This is a genomic window from Streptomyces sp. M-16 (genome assembly GCF_052114405.1).
GTDB lineage: Bacteria > Actinomycetota > Actinomycetes > Streptomycetales > Streptomycetaceae > Streptomyces.
Window position 1 is genome coordinate 25704 of record NZ_JBFRER010000029.1, and the last position, 15877, is coordinate 41580.

The window sequence follows — 15877 nt, forward strand, 5'->3', positions numbered from 1 at the left end:
GCCGAGTGGGGCTCTAGGCCTTCGCGGGCGCGAGGGCGTCCTCGACCAGCGGCTCGACGTCCGCGCGGACGGTGCGCTCGACGAAGAAGGCGGCCAGCGGGATGGTCCCCGACGCCAGCACCCACAGCAGCTTGCCGAAGGGCCACTTCGCCTTGGAGCCCAGGTCGAAGGCGAAGACCAGGTAGATCATGAACAGCACACCGTGGACCTGCGAGACCGCCAGGGTCAGGTCGGCGCCGGTGTCGAAGCCGTACTTGGCCACCATGCAGGCACAGAGGATCAGGAGCATGACCGCGGTCACGTAGGCCATGACGCGGTAGCGGGTCAGCACGCTTCGTTTCATGGCCACGAGCCTAACCGTCCGTTTTGCGCGATCTTGACGCGGCCCCGGCCCGGGGCTGGTTCTCCTCGAAGTCCGCGGCCGCCACCCGCAGCGGGCGCAGCAGCGCGAAGATCTCCGCACACTCCTCGGCGTCGTACGCGCCCAGGCCGAAGTCGATGTCCATCAGGTCCTTCGTCGCCGCCTCGACGACCTCCCGGCCCTTGTCCGTGATGGACGCGAGCGTGCCGCGGCCGTCCTGCGGGTTGGGGCGCTTGGCCACCAGGCCGGACCGCATCAGCCGGTCCACGGTGTTCGTCACCGAGGTCGGGTGGACCATCAGGCGCTCGCCGATCTTCGACATCGGGAGCTCCCCCTCCTGGGAGAAGGTCAGCAGCACCAGCGCCTCGTAGCGGGCGAAGGTCAGTCCGTACGGCTTCACCACCGCGTCGACCTCGGCCAGCAGGATCTGGTGGGCCCGCATGATCGAGGTGATCGCGGCCATGGAGGGCACGGGACCCCAGCGCCGGCGCCAGAGTTCGTCGGCGCGGGCGATGGGGTCGAAGGGGAGGCTGAGCGGCTTGGGCATCCACCAGACCCTACCGGGCGGTCATTTGGCGGTCAGCCCCGTCTCACTCCTCGGCCCGGGGCGTGCGGAGCGCACGGGGCGCGCGGGGCGCGGTGGCGCGCAGTCCGGAGAGCAGCAGGAGGACGACGGCCGTACCGAGCACGGCGGCGCCGGTGACCACCACGTGCGCCGGGAGGAACTCGGCGGCGGCCCCGGCGAGCGCCATGCCGACACCCTGGAGGGTCATCAGGCCGGTGCTGAGCAGGGTCATCGCCCGGCCGCGCAGCGCGTCGGGGACGGCGTCCACGTACATCCGGTCGAGGCCGATGGTGTGCGCGTGGGTGAGCCCGGACAGGAGGAGCGCCCCGAGGAGGACGGGGGCGCCGGGCCGGACGGCGTAGACGAGGAGCGGGAGGAACGCGACGGCGGCCAGCGGGGCGGTGATCCGCGAGCGCGTTCGGGCGGTGAGGGCCGAGCCGGCCCAGAGTTCACCGGCGACGGCGCCGACGGGCAGCGCGCACATGAGCACCCCGAGGGTGGCGGTGCCGGCCCCGATGCCGTCTGCGTAGGGCGTCAGGAGGGCCTCGGGCACGACGGCGAAGGCGGGCGGCAGCCAGCACAGCAGGGTCAGGACGCGCAGCCGCCGGTCCCCGAACACGGCGCGGAGCCCGTCGAGGGGGGACGCGCCGGCGGCGGCCCCGGCGGTGTCGGCACGGGCGGGCCGGTCGCGGGTGCCGAGGCGCAGCAGCGACGCGGAGGCGAGGAACCCCGCCGCGGTGAGGGCGATCGCCGCGCGCGGGGCGAGGACGGTGAGCAGGAACCCGCCGAGGCCGAAGCCGGCGAGCTGGGCGCCCTGGGAGACCATGCGCAGCAGCGAGCGGCCCAGGACGAAGGCCTCGCCGGTGCCGAGGATGTCGGCGAGGGAGGCGCTGCGGGCGCCCTGGAACAGCGGGGCGACGAAGGCCATGGCGCAGCGCAGGACGAGGATCGCGGCGACCGGGGTCCCCGGCCAGACCATCGCCGCCGCGCAGCCGGCGCACAGCAGGTCGCAGGCGACGAGGACCCTGCGGGCGGGGTGGCGGTCGGCGAGGGGGGCGAGGAGGGTGCCGCCGAGGGCGTGGGGGAGGAAGCCGAGGGCGAAGGTGAGCGCGCTCATCAGGGCGGAGCCGGTGGCGCGGTAGACCAGGACGGTGAGGGAGATCTCGGCGACGACGACCCCGAGCAGCGACAGCAGGTGCGCGAGGAACACGACCCGGAACTCCCGGACCCGGAACGCCGCCCGGTACCCGTCGCCCCGCCGGCGCGGTACGACCCCGGGGCCGGGCGCGGCCGGACCCGCCACGGCCACGGAACCGGCACCGGGCCGGCCGGCCTGCGCGGAGACGGGACCGACGGCCGGCGCGGGCGCGGAGCCCCGGGCGGAGACGGGACCGGGTTCCGTGCCGGAGGCGGGCACCGGGGACGGAGCGGGCTCGGAGCCCCGGGCGGAGACAGGCTCGGAGCCCCGGGCGGAGACGGGGCCGGAGACCGGCGCGGAGTCGGGCGCCGGGGACGGAGCGGGCTCGGAGCCCCGGGCGGAGACGGGGCCGGAGACCGGCGCGGAGTCGGGCGCCGGGGACGGCGGGGCCGGTGGCCGGGCGGGGCCGGGGGGAGGGGCGGGAGTGGGCATGGGGGTCAGCCTCGGCCCGCCTAAGGTGGGCCGGTAGACATTCGGCACCGGGCGAATCGAAGGGGCCGCCATGGTGAACCACTTCCGCTTCGGCCCGGCCGATCTGCTGCGCTGCCGCTTCGGCATCTCCCCGCGCTGGGAGACGCAGGAGGCGGTACGGGTCCTGATGCGCCCGGAGCGGCAGGGGTACCACCTGCCCTGGCTGAGCCGGATCCGCGCCGCCGCGGCCGGCCTGGACCTGCGTCCGCTGTGGCTGCTGATGCCGCGCCGGGGGCACCACCCCGACCTGCTGAGCCCGCCCCCGACGGGCCCGTCCCCGAGCTTCGAGGAGGAGATGGCGCGGGTGCGCGCGGCGGCCGGGGAGCCGGAGGCGGCCCACGAGGACCTGCGCCGCTCCCTGGCCTGCACCCCGGGCGCCCTGGAGAGCGCCGCCGGGCGGCGGATGCTGGCGGATCCGGGCCGGGCGGTGGCGGAGCTGGCCGATCTGACCGAGGCGGCCTGGCGGGCCCTGGTCGCCCCGCACTGGCCCCGGCTGCGGGCCCTGCTGGAGGCGGACGTCCTGTTCCACTCCCGGCGGCTGGCGGCGGGCGGGCTGGAGGCGTTGTTCGACGGCCTCCACCCCGATCTGCGCTGGGACGGCGGGACGAACACGCTGACCGTCGAGCGCCGGGCCCACCACGACCGCGAACTCGGCGGCCAGGGGCTGCTCCTGATGCCGAGCGCCTTCGTCTGGCCGGAGGTGGTCGGCGGCTACGACCCCCCGTGGCAGCCCACGCTGGTGTATCCGGCCCGGGGCATCGGCGCCCTGTGGGCGGCCTCGGACGGACCGGCCCCGAGCGCGCTGGCCGGGCTGTTGGGCCGGGCCCGCGCCGAGGTGCTGTGCGCACTGCACGAGCCCRCCTCCACGACGGCCCTCGCGCACCGCCTGGGCCTGGCGCCCTCGACGGTCTCGGCCCACCTGAAGGCGCTGCGCGCGGCGGGGCTGCTGATCCCGTCCCGCCACGGCCACCAGGTCCTCTACGAACGCACGCCGCTGGCCATCGCGCTGGCGGCCGGCTGCGCCCCGTAGCCGGCGCCGCGGCGCTCAGCCCTCGGCGAGGTGGCGTTCCACCGTCTCGATCTTCGAGGTCATCCCGTCGGTGACGCCGGGCCGGATGTCGGCCTTGAGGATGAAGGACACCCTCGGGGCCCGTGCCTCCACGGCGGCCACCGCGCGCCGGACCACGTCCATCACCTCGTCCCAAGGTCCTTCCACGGTGGTGAACATGGCGTCGGTGCGGTTCGGCAGCCCGGACTCGCGCACCACGCGGACCGCGTCGGCGACGTACTCGCCGACCTCTTCGCCGACCCCCAGCGGGGTCACCGAGAACGCGACGATCACGCGTCGGCCGCCTGGCGGGCGCGGGCCGCGATGACGCTGTCGGCCTCTTCGCGCTTGAGCAGCTTGTCCCCGTACAGGCCGCCGAAGGGCAGCAGCGCGAACAGGAAGAACAGGGCCACCTTCTTGGCCGGCCACTTCGCCTTGTTCCACACGTCGAGCAGGAAGATCGCGTAGATCACGAACAGGATCCCGTGCAGGATCCCGAGCGGCATCATCAGGTAGTCGATGTCCGACACCCGGCTGAGCAGCGAGCCGAAGATCAGCAGCGCCGGGAACGACAGGGCTTCCGGAACGGAGATGAGGCGCAGCCGGTGCAGGGCGGAAGCGGTCTTGATGTCCACGTGGAACCTTCGCGGGTGGAGGCCGGGGGTCCGTCCCAGTGTCTCAGCCGTCACGGAAGATCTTGTGGCGGGTCCCCCCGGATCCCCCGGAGTCGGGAGAGTGTGGCGCATATCGGCCACGGGACACTGTTCGGGCCCGCCCGCTGCCGATACCTTCGTCCCCGTGGCTCAGTTCCGACTCCAAGGCAGCAAGGTGCTCGCCGTCGACCTGACCGGTGACGCCGTGAAAGCCAAAAACGGCGCCATGGTCGCGTACGACGGCCAGATGGCCTTCAAGAAGATGACCGGCGGTGGCGAAGGCCTCCGCGGAATGGTGACCCGTCGCCTGACGGGTGAACAGATGACCGTGATGGAGGTGCAGGGACACGGCACCTGCTACTTCGCGGACCGGGCGAGTGAGATCAATCTGGTCAATCTGCGCGGCGAGAAGCTCCACGTCGAGTCCAGCAACCTGCTGTGCACCGACGCCGGCCTGCGCACCGGCACCACGTTCACCGGCCTGCGCGGCGCGACCACGGGCAACGGCCTGTTCACGACGACGGTCGAGGGCTCGGGCCAGGCGGCGATCATGTCCGACGGCCCGGCGGTGGTGCTGCGCGTCAGCGCCCAGTACCCCCTGTCGGTGGACCCGGGCGCGTACATCGCGCACACCGGGAACCTCCAGCAGTCCTTCCAGTCCGGCGTGACCTTCCGCACCCTGATCGGCGAGGGGTCCGGAGAGGCCTTCCAGATCCGCTTCGAGGGCGAGGGCCTGGTCTACGTGCAGCCCAGCGAGCGCAACACCATCGGGGGCGACGTCTGATGCCGTTCCGCGAGATCAACTCGAAGATGATCGAGGCCCAGGTCATCCCCGGGCAGAAGCTGTACAGCCAGCGCGGGGCGATGCTGGCCTACCGCGGCGACGTCTCCTTCACCCCGAGCCTGACGGGCGGTCAGGGCGGCGTGATGGGCATGATCGGACGCCGGGTGGCGAACGAGYAGACGCCGCTGATGGCCGTGGAGGGCAGCGGCACCGTGATGTTCGGCCACGGCGGCCACCACGTCCAGGTCGTCAACCTCTCGGGCGAGACCCTCTACGTGGAGGCCGACCGGCTGCTCGCCTTCGACGGCACCCTCCAGCAGGGGACGATGTTCATGGGCTCGCAGGGCGGTGTCATGGGCATGGTGCGCGGCCAGGTGACCGGCCAGGGCCTGTTCACCACCACCCTCAAGGGCCACGGCGCGGTCGCCGTGATGGCCCACGGCGGAGTCCTGGAACTCCCCATCACCCCGAACCGGCCGGTCCACGTCGACCCGCAGGCGTACGTGGCCCACCACGGGGACGTCAGGAACAAGCTCTCCGCCGCCCTGGGCTGGCGGGACATGGTCGGCCGCGGTTCGGGCGAGGCGTTCCAGCTGGAGCTGTCCGGCCAGGGCGCCGTCTTCGTACAGGCCTCGGAGGAGAAGCTGTGAACTTTGGTCCCGTGACCGGCGGACCGGGCGGCCCGACGGTCTTCGACCCGCACGCCCTGCCCTCCGACGACAACGTGAACTCCTACACCTTCTGCGTGGAGCTCAAGGGGAGCCAGTGGTTCCTGCAGAAGGGCAAGATGATCGCCTACTACGGGCGCATCGACTTCAACGGGATCGGCAACGGCCGCTTCGACCGACTGCTGCGCACCAGCTTCCACTCGCCCCTGCACGCGAGCGACTGGGTGGTGGCCGAGGGGCAGGGCAAGATGCTGCTGGCCGACCGCGCCTTCGACGTGAACTCGTACGACCTGGACGACGGCAACCTGACCATCCGGTCGGGGAACCTCCTCGCCTACCAGCCCACGCTCGCCCTCAAGCAGTCCATCGTCCCGGGCTTCCTGACGCTGATCGGAACCGGGAAGTTCGTGGCGGCGTCCAACGGACCGGTGGTGTTCATGGAACCGCCGCTGCGCGTGGACCCGCAGGCCCTGGTGGGCTGGGCGGACTGCCCGTCCCCGTGCCACCACTACGACCACGGATACATGACGGGCGTGATGGGCGGACTGCGCTCGCTCACGGGACTCGGCGGCACCTCGGGCGAGGAGCACCAGTTCGAGTTCGTCGGGGCGGGGACGGTGCTGCTCCAGTCGTCGGAGATGCTGATGGCGGAGCAGTCGGTGGGCGCGGTGGGCGCCGGTGCGGCCACGGGCAACGCCCAGGGCGTTCCGGGGGCCGGCCAGGGCCCGCTGGGCCAGCTGGGCGTGCCGCGGATGCCGGGGCAACTGGGCGACCTCCAGCGGCGGCTCGGACTGTGAGACTCCGCACATCTTCCTATTTTTGTACGTAATTCAACTTCTTAGGTAGAGTTCATTCATGGAGACCATCGAGACCGAGACGGCCACCCGCTGGCTGACCGACGCCGAGCAGTGCGCCTGGCGCACCCATCTGGACGTCAGCAGACTGCTGATGCACCAGCTGGAAAAGGATCTCCAGCCCTTCGGGCTCACCAACAACGACTACGAGATCCTCGTGAACCTCTCGGAGTCGGACGGCCACCGGATGCGCATGAGCGATCTGGCCACCGCCACGCTGCAGTCCAAGAGCCGGCTGTCCCACCAGATCACCCGCATGGAGACGGCGGGCCTGGTGCGTCGGGTGAACTGCGAGTCCGACCGCCGCGGCCTGTACGCGGTGCTCACGGAGGAGGGCATGGACACCATGCGCAAGGTGGCCCCGCACCACGTGGCATCGGTGCGGGAGCACTTCATCGACCTGCTGCCGCCCCAGGCCCTGGCGGCCCTGCGCGAATCGCTGCGCCCCGTCGCGGAGCACCTGCGCGAGAACCGCGGGAAGGTGTAGCCGGACGCGTCGCGCCCCGGCCGGCGCCGGCCGCCCACCCCGGCAAGATCGTGTCCCTCGACGGGGACGACGAGCACGACGACCGCCGACCCGCCCGGAACGGCAGTGCGGGGGCGGCGGCCGATCGGCCGCCGCCCCCGCACGATCGCGATCGTCTCCACCTCGCGGGCCGCACGCGCCGCGCGGCGCCCGTCCAGCACCCCGTGCTCGTCCATCCAGGCCCGGTGCTTCTCCAGGGCCTCGACCAGCTCGTCGATGCCCTGGCCGCGCGCCGCGACCGTCTTGACGATCGGCGGCCGCCAGTCGTCCGGTCCCCGGGACTCGCCGAGCCCCAGCATGTGGTTGAGCTCCCGGGCCGTCGCGTCCGCGCCGTCCCGGTCCGCCTTGTTCACCGCGTACACGTCGCCGATCTCCAGGATTCCGGCCTTCGCGGCCTGGATCCCGTCGCCCATGCCGGGCGCCAGCAGCACCACCGAGGTGTCGGCCTGCGAGGCGATCTCCACCTCGGACTGACCGACGCCCACCGTCTCGACCAGGATCACGTCGCAGCCCGCCGCGTCCAGCACCCGGATCGCCTGCGGGGCGGCCCAGGCCAGGCCGCCGAGGTGCCCGCGGGTCGCCATCGAGCGGATGTAGACCCCCGGGTCGGAGGCGTGGTCCGACATCCGGACCCGGTCGCCGAGGAGCGCCCCGCCCGAGAAGGGCGAGGACGGGTCCACGGCGAGCACGCCGACCCGCTTGCCGGCCTTGCGGTAGGCCGTGACCAGCGCCGAGGTCGAGGTCGACTTGCCGACGCCGGGCGAGCCGGTCAGACCGACCACGTACGCGCCACCGGTCAGCGGGGCCAGGGCGGCCATCACCTCGCGCAGGTGCGGGGACGCCCCCTCGACCAGTGAGATCAGCCGGGCCACGGCACGCGGCCGGCCCTCGCGGGCCTGCGCCACCAGCGTGGGGACGTCCACCGTCGTCATCCGCGCACCTACGCCTTCGGGACGCGGATCACGAGGGCGTCGCCCTGGCCGCCGCCACCGCACAGCGCGGCCGCGCCCACGCCGCCGCCCCGGCGCTTGAGCTCCAGCGCCAGGTGCAGCACCACGCGGGCACCGGACATGCCGATGGGGTGCCCCAGGGCAATGGCGCCACCGTTGACGTTCACCTTTTCCGGGGTCACGCCGAGGTCCTTCATTGACTGCACGGCGACCGCCGCGAAGGCCTCGTTGATCTCGATGAGGTCCAGGTCGGAGACCTCCAGGCCCTCCTTCTTCAGGGCGTGCAGGATCGCGTTCGAGGGCTGCGACTGGAGGGAGTTGTCCGGACCGGCCACGTTGCCGTGGGCGCCGATCTCGGCGATCCACTCCAGGCCCAGCTCCTCGGCCTTGGCCTTGCTCATCACGACCACGGCGGCCGCGCCGTCGGAGATCTGCGAGGAGGTGCCGGCGGTGATCGTCCCGTCCTTGGCGAAGGCCGGCCGCAGCTTGCCGAGCGACTCCACGGTGGTCTCCGCGCGGATGCCCTCGTCCGCCGCGAACAGCACCGGGTCGCCCTTGCGCTGCGGGATCTCGACTGGGGTGATCTCGGCCTCGAAGACGCCGTTCTTCTGCGCGGCGGCGGCCCGCTGGTGGGAGGCGGCCGCGAACGCGTCCTGCGGGGCGCGCTCGATGCCCAGCCGGGTGTTGTGCTTCTCGGTGGACTCGCCCATCGCGATGTTCTCGAAGGCGTCGGTGAGGCCGTCGTGGGCCATCGCGTCCAGCATCCCGATGGCGCCGTACTTGAAGCCCTCGCGGGACTTCGGCAGCAGGTGTGGGGCGTTGGTCATCGACTCCTGGCCGCCCGCGACCACGATGTCGAATTCGCCCGCGCGGATGAGCTGGTCGGCCAGCGCGATCGCGTCGAGGCCCGAGAGGCACACCTTGTTGATGGTGAGCGCGGGCACGTTCATCGGGATGCCCGCCTTGACGGCGGCCTGGCGGGCGGGGATCTGGCCCGCGCCGGCCTGGAGCACCTGGCCCATGATCACGTACTGGACCTGGTCGCCGGAGATGCCGGCCCGTTCCAGCGCCGACTTGATGGCGAATCCGCCGAGGTCGGCGCCCGAGAAGGACTTCAGCGAGCCGAGCAGACGCCCCATGGGCGTGCGGGCCCCGGCGACGATCACTGAAGTGGTGTTGTTCGTTCCGGACATGAGGCACAGCCCCTTGGATGAGGAGTGAACGAGGGTTTACCTGAATGTACTGAGCAGTACCCGCGCCGTCACCGGGCAGTCGGTGTGATCGCTGGCACGTTGCGTAACCACCCTCCGCGGCGGTGCACTGGTCCCATGCTGACAAGAATCGACCACATCGGGATCGCCTGCTTCGACCTCGACAAGACCGTCGAGTTCTACCGTGCCACGTACGGCTTCGAGGTGTTCCACACCGAGATCAACGAAGAGCAGGGCGTGCGCGAGGCCATGCTCAAGATCAACGAGACCTCCGACGGCGGAGCCTCCTACCTCCAGCTCCTGGAGCCCACCCGCGAGGACTCCGCGGTGGGCAAGTGGCTGGCCAAGAACGGCGAGGGCGTCCACCACATCGCCTTCGGCACCGCGGACGTCGACGGCGACTCCGAAGCCATCCGCGGCAAGGGCGTCCGGGTCCTCTACGACGAGCCGCGAACCGGCTCCATGGGCTCCCGGATCACCTTCCTCCACCCCAAGGACTGCCACGGAGTCCTCACCGAACTGGTCACCTCCAACCCTGATCACTGATGCCCCCATTCCCCGGCCGGTAGAGTGGCACTGGCTCGGCCGGGGTTCGGTGCGGAGACGGGGTCGGGGCCCGAACCCCTGCCCCGGCATCTGACACCATTCCCCGGGGGCGTCGTTCAGCGGGCGAGCGATGCTCAATTGGGAGTGAGCTTGCGACCAGGGGACGGATGGGACCGCGCTGTGCGGGGCTACGAAAGCCAGGAGAGCCATCAGGCCGAGGCCGACCATCTCTCGCTCTTCGAGGCCGAGATGGAGCGGCTGAAGAAGGAACGCGGGAAGGCCGTCCAGCACGCGGAAGACCTGGGATACCAGGTCGAGGTGCTGCGCGCCAAGCTGCATGAGGTGCGCCGCAATCTCGCGTCCCGCCCCGCGTACGACGGCGCGGACATGGGGTACCAGGCGGAGCAGCTGCTCCGCAATGCCCAGGTGCAGGCCGACCAGATGCGCTCCGACGCCGAGCGCGAGCTGCGCGACGCCCGGGCCCAGACCCAGCGCATCCTCCAGGAGCACGCCGAGCACCAGGCGCGCCTCCAGGCCGAGCTGCACTCGGAGGCCGTCAACCGGCGCCAGCGCCTGGACCAGGAGCTCAACGAGCGCCGCCAGACCGTCGAGGCGCACGTCAACGAGAACGTCGCCTGGGCCGAGCAGCTGCGCGCCCGGACCGAGTCCCAGGCCCGCCGGCTCATGGACGAGTCCCGCGCCGAGGCCGAGCAGGCGCTGAACGCCGCCCGCGCCGAGGCCGCCCGGACCGTGGAGGAGGCCCGCCGCCGGCTCGCCGCCGACACGGAGGCCACCCGAGCCGAGGCCGAGTCCACGCTGCTGCGCGCCCGCAAGGAGGCCGAGCGGCTGCTCGCCGCCGCCTCGGCGCAGGCCCAGGAGGCCACCGAGCACGCGGAGCGGCTGCGCAGCAGCACCGCCGCCGAGGCCGAGCAGACCCGCCAGCAGACCCTGGACCTCGGCCGGGTGGCCGAGGCACGGGTGCAGGAGGCCGACGGGGCGCTGCGCGCGGCCCGCGCGGAGGCCGAGACCCTGCTCGCGGACGCCAAGGAGAGCGCCGCCCGGCAGCTCGCCTCGGCGGAGTCCGTCAACGAGCAGCGCACCCGCACGGCGAAGGAGCAGGTCGCCCGGCTGGTCGGCGAGGCCACCAAGCAGACCGAGGCCCTCAAGGCCGAGGCCGAGCAGGCGCTGGCCGACGCCCGCGCCGAGGCGGAGCGGCTGCGCACCGAAGCCGGCGAACAGGCCCGTACGGCCGCCGCCGAGGACACCGCGGCGCAGCTGGCGAAGGCGGCCCGTACCGCCGAGGACGTACTCAACAAGGCCTCGGAGGACGCCCGCGCCACCACCCGTGCCGCGTCCGAGGAGGCCGAGCGGATCCGCCGCGAGGCGCAGTCCGAGGCCGACCGGCTGCGCCTGCAGGCGGCGGCCACGGCCGACGAGCTCAAGGGCGCGGCGAAGGACGACACCGAGGAGTACCGGGCCCGTACCGTCGAACTCCAGGAGGAGGCCCGGCGGCTGCGCGGCGAGGCAGAGCAGCTGCGCGCGGAGGCCGTGGCCGAGGGCGAGCGGATCCGCGGGGAGGCCCGCCGCGAGGCGGTCCAGCAGATCGAGGAGGCGGCCCGGACCGCCGAGGAACTGCTGGGTAAGGCCAAGTCGGACGCGGACGAGCTGCGCGGCGGCGCGACCGCCGAGAGCGAGCGGGTCCGCGCCGAGGCCGTGGAGCGGGCGACGACCCTGCGCCGGCAGGCCGAGGAGACGCTGGAGCGCACCCGCGCGGAGGCCGAGCGGCTGCGCGCGGACGCCGAGGAGCACGCCGAGGCCCTGGCCGCCGAGGCGGACGCGGCCGTACGGGCGCGGCGCGAGGAGACCGAGCAGGCGCTGGCCGCGAAGCGGGCGGAGGCCGATCAGGAGCTCGTACGCCTGCACACCGACGCCGAGGGACGGCTGGCCACCGCGGAGCAGACGCTGCGTGACGCCCGCGCCGCGGCGGAGGGCATCCGCAAGGAGACCACCGAGGAGAACGACCGGCTGCGCGCCGAGGCGGCGGAGCGGATCCGCACCCTCCAGGCCCAGTCGGAGGCCGAGGCCGAGCAGCTGCGCACGGAGGCCGCGCAGGACGCGGGCCGGGTCCGCGCGGAGGCCGAGCAGGTGTCCGTGCGGCTGCGCGCCGAGGCGGAGACCGAGTCGGAGCGGCTGCGCGCCGAGGCGCAGGAGACCGCGGACCGGCTGCGCGCCGAGGCCAAGGCCGCCGCCGAACGGGTCGCGGCGGAGGCCGCGGAGGCCCTCGCGGCCGCCCAGGAGGAGGCCGCGCGGCGTCGCCGGGAGGCCGAGGAGACCCTGTCGGCGGCCCGTACGGACGCGGGCAACGAGCGGGCCCAGGCCCGTGAGCAGAGCGAGGAACTGCTGGCGCAGGCGCGCAAGCGCTCGGAGGAGGCGCAGGCCGAAGCGGTCTGGCTGACCGAGGAGGCGGAGAGCCGCGCCGCGGAGCTGGTCGCGGCGGCGGAGGCCACCGCCCAGCAGGTGCGGGACTCCGTGGCCGGCCTGCACGAGCAGGCCGAGGAGGAGGTCGCGGGGCTGCGCAGTGCGGCCGAGCACGCGGCGGACCGTACGCGTACCGAGGCCGAGGAGGAGGCGGACCGGGTCCGCGCCGAAGCCCGCGCGGACCGCGAGCGGGCGGCCGAGGACGCGGCGCGCCTGCGCAGCGAGGCCCGTGTCGAGACGGACGCGGCGAAGGCCCTGGCGGAGCGCACGGTCGGCGACGCGATCGCCGAGGCCGAGCAGCTGCGCGCCGATACGGCGGAGTACGCGCAGCGGGTGCGCACGGAGGCGACGGACGCCCTGGCGGCGTCCGAGCGCGACGCGGCGCGGACCCGGGCGGACGCCCGCGAGGACGCGAACCGGATCCGTGGCGAGGCGGCGGAGTCCTTGGAGGCCTCGCGCGCCGAGGGCGGCCGGATCGTCACCGAGGCGACCGCGGAGGCGGAGCGCCTCACCGAGGAGACCCTGGCCGCGAACGCGCTGACGGTCGAGGAGGCACGGGCGGAGGCCGAGCGGCTGACCTCGGAGGCGGAGCAGGCGGCCGAGGCCACCCGCGCCGAGGCCGCGGTCACCCTGGACGAGGCCCGCGCCGAGGCCAACCGCCTCCGTACGGAGGCCGCCGAGCAGGCGGACCGGCTCATCACCGAGGCCACCGCCGAGGCGGAGCGGCTCACGGAGGAGACCCGTACGGCCAACGAGCTGACGGTCGGCGAGGCGCAGGAGGCGGCCGACGCGCTGCGCGCCGAGGCGGCGGCCACCCTCGACGAGGCCCGCGCCGAGGCCAACCGGCTCCGTACGGAGGCCGCCGAGCAGGCGGACCGGCTCATCACCGAGGCCGCGACCGAGGCGGAGAAGCTCACGGCGCAGGCGGCGCAGACCCTGGCCGCGGCCGAGCGGGATTCGGCGAGGATCCTGGTCGACTCCCGTGCCGAGGGCGACCGGCTGGTCGAGGAGACCCGCGCGGCCAACGAGCTGACGGTCGGCGAGGCCGCTGCGGAGGCCGAGCGGCTGCGCGCCGAGGCGGCGCAGACCCTGGACGAGGCCCGTGCGGAGGGCGGCCGGATCATCGGCGAGGCCACCGCGGAGGCGGAGCGCGTCACGGTCGCGGCGAACGAGACCCTGGCGGGCGCGGAGCGGGAGGCCGAGCAGACGCTCGACGAGGCCCGCACCGAGGCGGGCCGGGTCCGCACCGAGGCCGCCGAGCAGGCGGACCGGCTCATCACCGAGGCCGTCACCGAGGCGGAGAAGCTCACCGAGCAGACCCGCAAGGACAACGACCGGACGGTCGGCGAGGCCCAGAACGAGGCCGAGCGGCTGCGCGCCGAGGCGGCGGAGGCGCTGGCCTCGGCGCAGGAGCACGCGACGCGTACCCGGTCCGAGGCGGAGCGGGTCAAGGCGGAGGCGGCGAGCGAAGCGGAGCGCACGCGCACCGAGGCCCGTACGGAGTCGGAGCGGCTGCTGGACGAGGCGCGCGAGGCGGCCAACAAGCGCCGCACCGAGGCCGCGGAGCAGGTGGACCGGCTCATCACGGAGGCGGCGGCGGAAGCCGAGAAGCTCACCTCCGAGGCGGGTCTGCAGGCMCTCGCCGCCACCACGGCGGCCGAGGAGCAGGCCGACGCGATGGTCGACGCGGCGCGCAAGGAGGCCGAGCGGATCACCTCGGAGGCGACCGTCGAGGGCAACTCCATGGTGGAGAAGGCCCGTACCGACGCCGACGAGCTGCTGGTCGGGGCGCGTACGGACGCCGCGGCCATAAGGGAGCGGGCGGAGGACCTGCGCGGCCGGGTGGAGTCCGAGGTCGAGGAGCTGCACGAGCGCGCCCGCCGGGAGTCGGCGGAGCAGATGAAGTCGGCCGGCGAGCGCGTGGACAAGCTGGTGCGCGCGGCGACGGAGCAGAGCATCGAGGCGGAGGCCAAGGCCAAGGAGCTGGTGTCGGACGCGAGCAGCGAGGCGAGCAAGGTCCGCATCGCGGCGGTGCGCAAGGCCGAGGCGCTGCTCAAGGAGGCCGAGCAGAAGAAGGCGGAACTGTCGCGGCAGGCGGAGAAGGCGCTCGCCGAGGCACAGGCGGAGGCCGAACGGCTCGTCGACGAGGGCCGCCGTGAGCTGGACGTCCTGGTGCGCAGGCGCGAGGACATTCAGGCGGAGATCTCCCGTGTCCAGGACGTTCTTGAGGCGTTGGAATCATTCGAGGCACCGTCGGGTGGCGGAAAGCCCGCATTGGGTGGCCAGGGCGCGGGGGGCGTGAAGGCCGGGGTGACAGCGGGTTCCACTCGTTCGGGTGGCAAGGCGTCAGAGGGGTAGTCAGGACACGGGATGTGTGCTTTTGAGGGAAGTTCAGGCGAAGGAGTGACAAGCATTCTGCCGTCTTGCCACTCAAAAGGGGTGTCATTGTCCAGGGCAAACCCGGATTGACTCGATGACACGCCGTCCGGGCGCCTAGGATTCCCCTTAACACCTCACGTAGCACCTCATCGGTCTCATTCGACAGGAACCCCATGAGCGACACTTCCTCCCCCTTCGGCTTCGAGCTCGTGCGGCGTGGTTACGACCGCGGTCAGGTGGACGACCGCATTACCAAGCTGGTCTCCGACCGCGACAGCGCACTTGGACGCATCAACTCTCTGGAAAAGCGGATCGAGGAGCTACACCTCGAAACGCAGAACGCCCAGGCCCAGGTGAGCGACGCCGAGCCGTCGTACGCCGGTCTGGGCGCCCGGGTCGAGAAGATCCTGCGACTGGCCGAGGAGGAGGCGAAGGACCTGCGCGAGGAGGCCCGTCGCGCGGCCGAGCAGCACCGCGAGCTGGCGGAGTCGGCCGCCCAGCAGGTGCGCAACGACGCCGAGTCGTTCGCGGCGGACCGCAAGTCGAAGGCGGAGGACGAGGGCGTCCGCATCGTCGAGAAGGCCAAGGGCGACGCCTCCACCCTGCGCGCCGAGGCCCAGAAGGACGCGGCCTCCAAGCGCGAGGAGGCCGACGCCCTGTTCGAGGAGACCCGCGCCAAGGCCGCCCAGGCCGCCGCGGACTTCGAGACCAACCTGGCCAAGCGGCGCGAGCAGTCCGAGCGCGACCTGGCCTCGCGTCAGCAGAAGGCCGAGAAGCGCCTCGCGGAGATCGAGCACCGGGCGGAGCAGCTGCGCCTGGAGGCCGAGAAGCTCCGTACGGACGCCGAGCGCCGGGCCCGCCAGACCGTGGAGACCGCGCAGCGCCAGGCCGAGGACATCGTCGCCGACGCGAACGCGAAGGCCGACCGGATCCGCAGCGAGTCCGAGCGCGAGCTGGCGGCGCTCACCAACCGCCGCGACTCCATCAACGCGCAGCTGACCAACGTCCGCGAGATGCTGGCGACGTTGACCGGCGCGGCCGTGGCCGCGGCCAACCCGATCGTCGACGACGAGCCCGTGACGCGGGGCGTGCCGGCCCAGCAGAGCCGCTAGTACACGACCGCACGGCGTTGGGCCGTACGTCACTCTTTTGAGGTGGCGTACGGCCCTTCGGCGTTCTAGCGTG

Annotated in this window: 14 protein-coding genes and 1 pseudogene; 8 read left to right on the forward strand and 7 right to left on the reverse strand. The window is 73.2% G+C overall.

Annotated elements, in window-relative coordinates; translation table 11 throughout:
- Positions 1 to 13: 13 nt before the first annotated feature.
- The 3 genes from AB4039_RS15840 to AB4039_RS15850 are packed head-to-tail and all read right to left on the reverse strand — an operon-like array spanning position 14 to position 2556.
- Positions 14 to 343 carry a DUF3817 domain-containing protein gene (locus tag AB4039_RS15840; RefSeq protein ID WP_030235898.1) on the reverse strand — a complete coding sequence of 110 codons (330 nt, stop codon included), beginning with the start codon at positions 341 to 343 and terminating at the stop codon, positions 14 to 16.
- A gap of 10 nt (positions 344 to 353) precedes the next feature.
- Positions 354 to 908: a MarR family transcriptional regulator gene (locus tag AB4039_RS15845; protein WP_266842356.1), complete on the reverse strand. Its 555-nt coding sequence runs from the start codon at positions 906 to 908 to the stop codon at positions 354 to 356.
- Positions 909 to 951: 43 nt separating this feature from the next.
- A complete protein-coding gene (locus tag AB4039_RS15850) occupies positions 952 to 2556 on the reverse strand; it encodes an MFS transporter (protein WP_442270998.1) in 1605 nt (534 codons plus the stop codon).
- Positions 2557 to 2626: 70 nt separating this feature from the next.
- On the opposite strand from AB4039_RS15850, the gene AB4039_RS15855 reads away from it, so the two are divergent.
- Positions 2627 to 3625, forward strand: a complete 999-nt coding sequence (locus AB4039_RS15855) for a DUF5937 family protein (RefSeq protein WP_442270999.1) — start codon at positions 2627 to 2629, stop codon at positions 3623 to 3625.
- Between the two features lie 15 nt (positions 3626 to 3640).
- Here AB4039_RS15855 and AB4039_RS15860 read toward each other — a convergent pair whose 3' ends face one another.
- Positions 3641 to 3937, reverse strand: a complete 297-nt coding sequence (locus AB4039_RS15860; RefSeq protein WP_266842354.1) for an MTH1187 family thiamine-binding protein — start codon at positions 3935 to 3937, stop codon at positions 3641 to 3643.
- Positions 3934 to 4278, reverse strand: coding sequence for a DUF3817 domain-containing protein (locus tag AB4039_RS15865; RefSeq protein ID WP_266842353.1), 345 nt, complete (start codon positions 4276 to 4278; stop codon positions 3934 to 3936). The genes AB4039_RS15860 and AB4039_RS15865 overlap by 4 nt, the downstream gene beginning before the upstream one ends.
- 163 nt (positions 4279 to 4441) lie before the next feature.
- On the opposite strand from AB4039_RS15865, the gene AB4039_RS15870 reads away from it, so the two are divergent.
- From AB4039_RS15870 to AB4039_RS15885, 4 genes are all read left to right on the forward strand, one after another.
- Positions 4442 to 5080, forward strand: a complete 639-nt coding sequence (locus AB4039_RS15870; RefSeq protein ID WP_266842352.1) for an AIM24 family protein — start codon at positions 4442 to 4444, stop codon at positions 5078 to 5080.
- Positions 5080 to 5730, forward strand: coding sequence for an AIM24 family protein (locus AB4039_RS15875; protein ID WP_442271000.1), 651 nt, complete (start codon positions 5080 to 5082; stop codon positions 5728 to 5730). The genes AB4039_RS15870 and AB4039_RS15875 overlap by 1 nt, the downstream gene beginning before the upstream one ends.
- 11 nt (positions 5731 to 5741) lie before the next feature.
- Complete coding sequence (locus tag AB4039_RS15880) at positions 5742 to 6545, forward strand: AIM24 family protein (RefSeq protein WP_266844040.1); 804 nt, start codon at positions 5742 to 5744, stop codon at positions 6543 to 6545.
- 67 nt (positions 6546 to 6612) lie between these two features.
- Positions 6613 to 7089, forward strand: a complete 477-nt coding sequence (locus AB4039_RS15885) for a MarR family transcriptional regulator (protein WP_266844038.1) — start codon at positions 6613 to 6615, stop codon at positions 7087 to 7089.
- A gap of 119 nt (positions 7090 to 7208) precedes the next feature.
- Here the strand turns inward: AB4039_RS15885 and meaB are convergent.
- Positions 7209 to 8060, reverse strand: a pseudogene (meaB, locus tag AB4039_RS15890) (methylmalonyl Co-A mutase-associated GTPase MeaB); the annotation flags it as partial.
- 8 nt (positions 8061 to 8068) lie between these two features.
- A complete protein-coding gene (locus AB4039_RS15895) occupies positions 8069 to 9271 on the reverse strand; it encodes an acetyl-CoA C-acetyltransferase (RefSeq protein WP_266842349.1) in 1203 nt (400 codons plus the stop codon).
- Positions 9272 to 9406: 135 nt separating this feature from the next.
- Here AB4039_RS15895 and mce point away from each other — a divergent pair, with 135 nt between their 5' ends.
- The 3 genes from mce to AB4039_RS15910 all read left to right on the forward strand — a co-directional run bounded on the left by mce (position 9407) and on the right by AB4039_RS15910 (position 15804).
- Positions 9407 to 9835 (forward strand): methylmalonyl-CoA epimerase, encoded by a 429-nt coding sequence (mce, locus tag AB4039_RS15900; RefSeq protein WP_030235855.1) that lies wholly within the window; start codon positions 9407 to 9409, stop codon positions 9833 to 9835.
- Positions 9836 to 10015: 180 nt separating this feature from the next.
- The gene (gene scy / locus AB4039_RS15905) at positions 10016 to 14671 is read left to right on the forward strand and encodes a polarized growth protein Scy (protein ID WP_266842348.1); all 4656 of its coding nucleotides are present in this window, start codon (positions 10016 to 10018) and stop codon (positions 14669 to 14671) included.
- A gap of 194 nt (positions 14672 to 14865) precedes the next feature.
- A complete protein-coding gene (locus AB4039_RS15910; protein WP_266573907.1) occupies positions 14866 to 15804 on the forward strand; it encodes a cellulose-binding protein in 939 nt (312 codons plus the stop codon).
- Positions 15805 to 15877 lie beyond the last annotated feature (73 nt).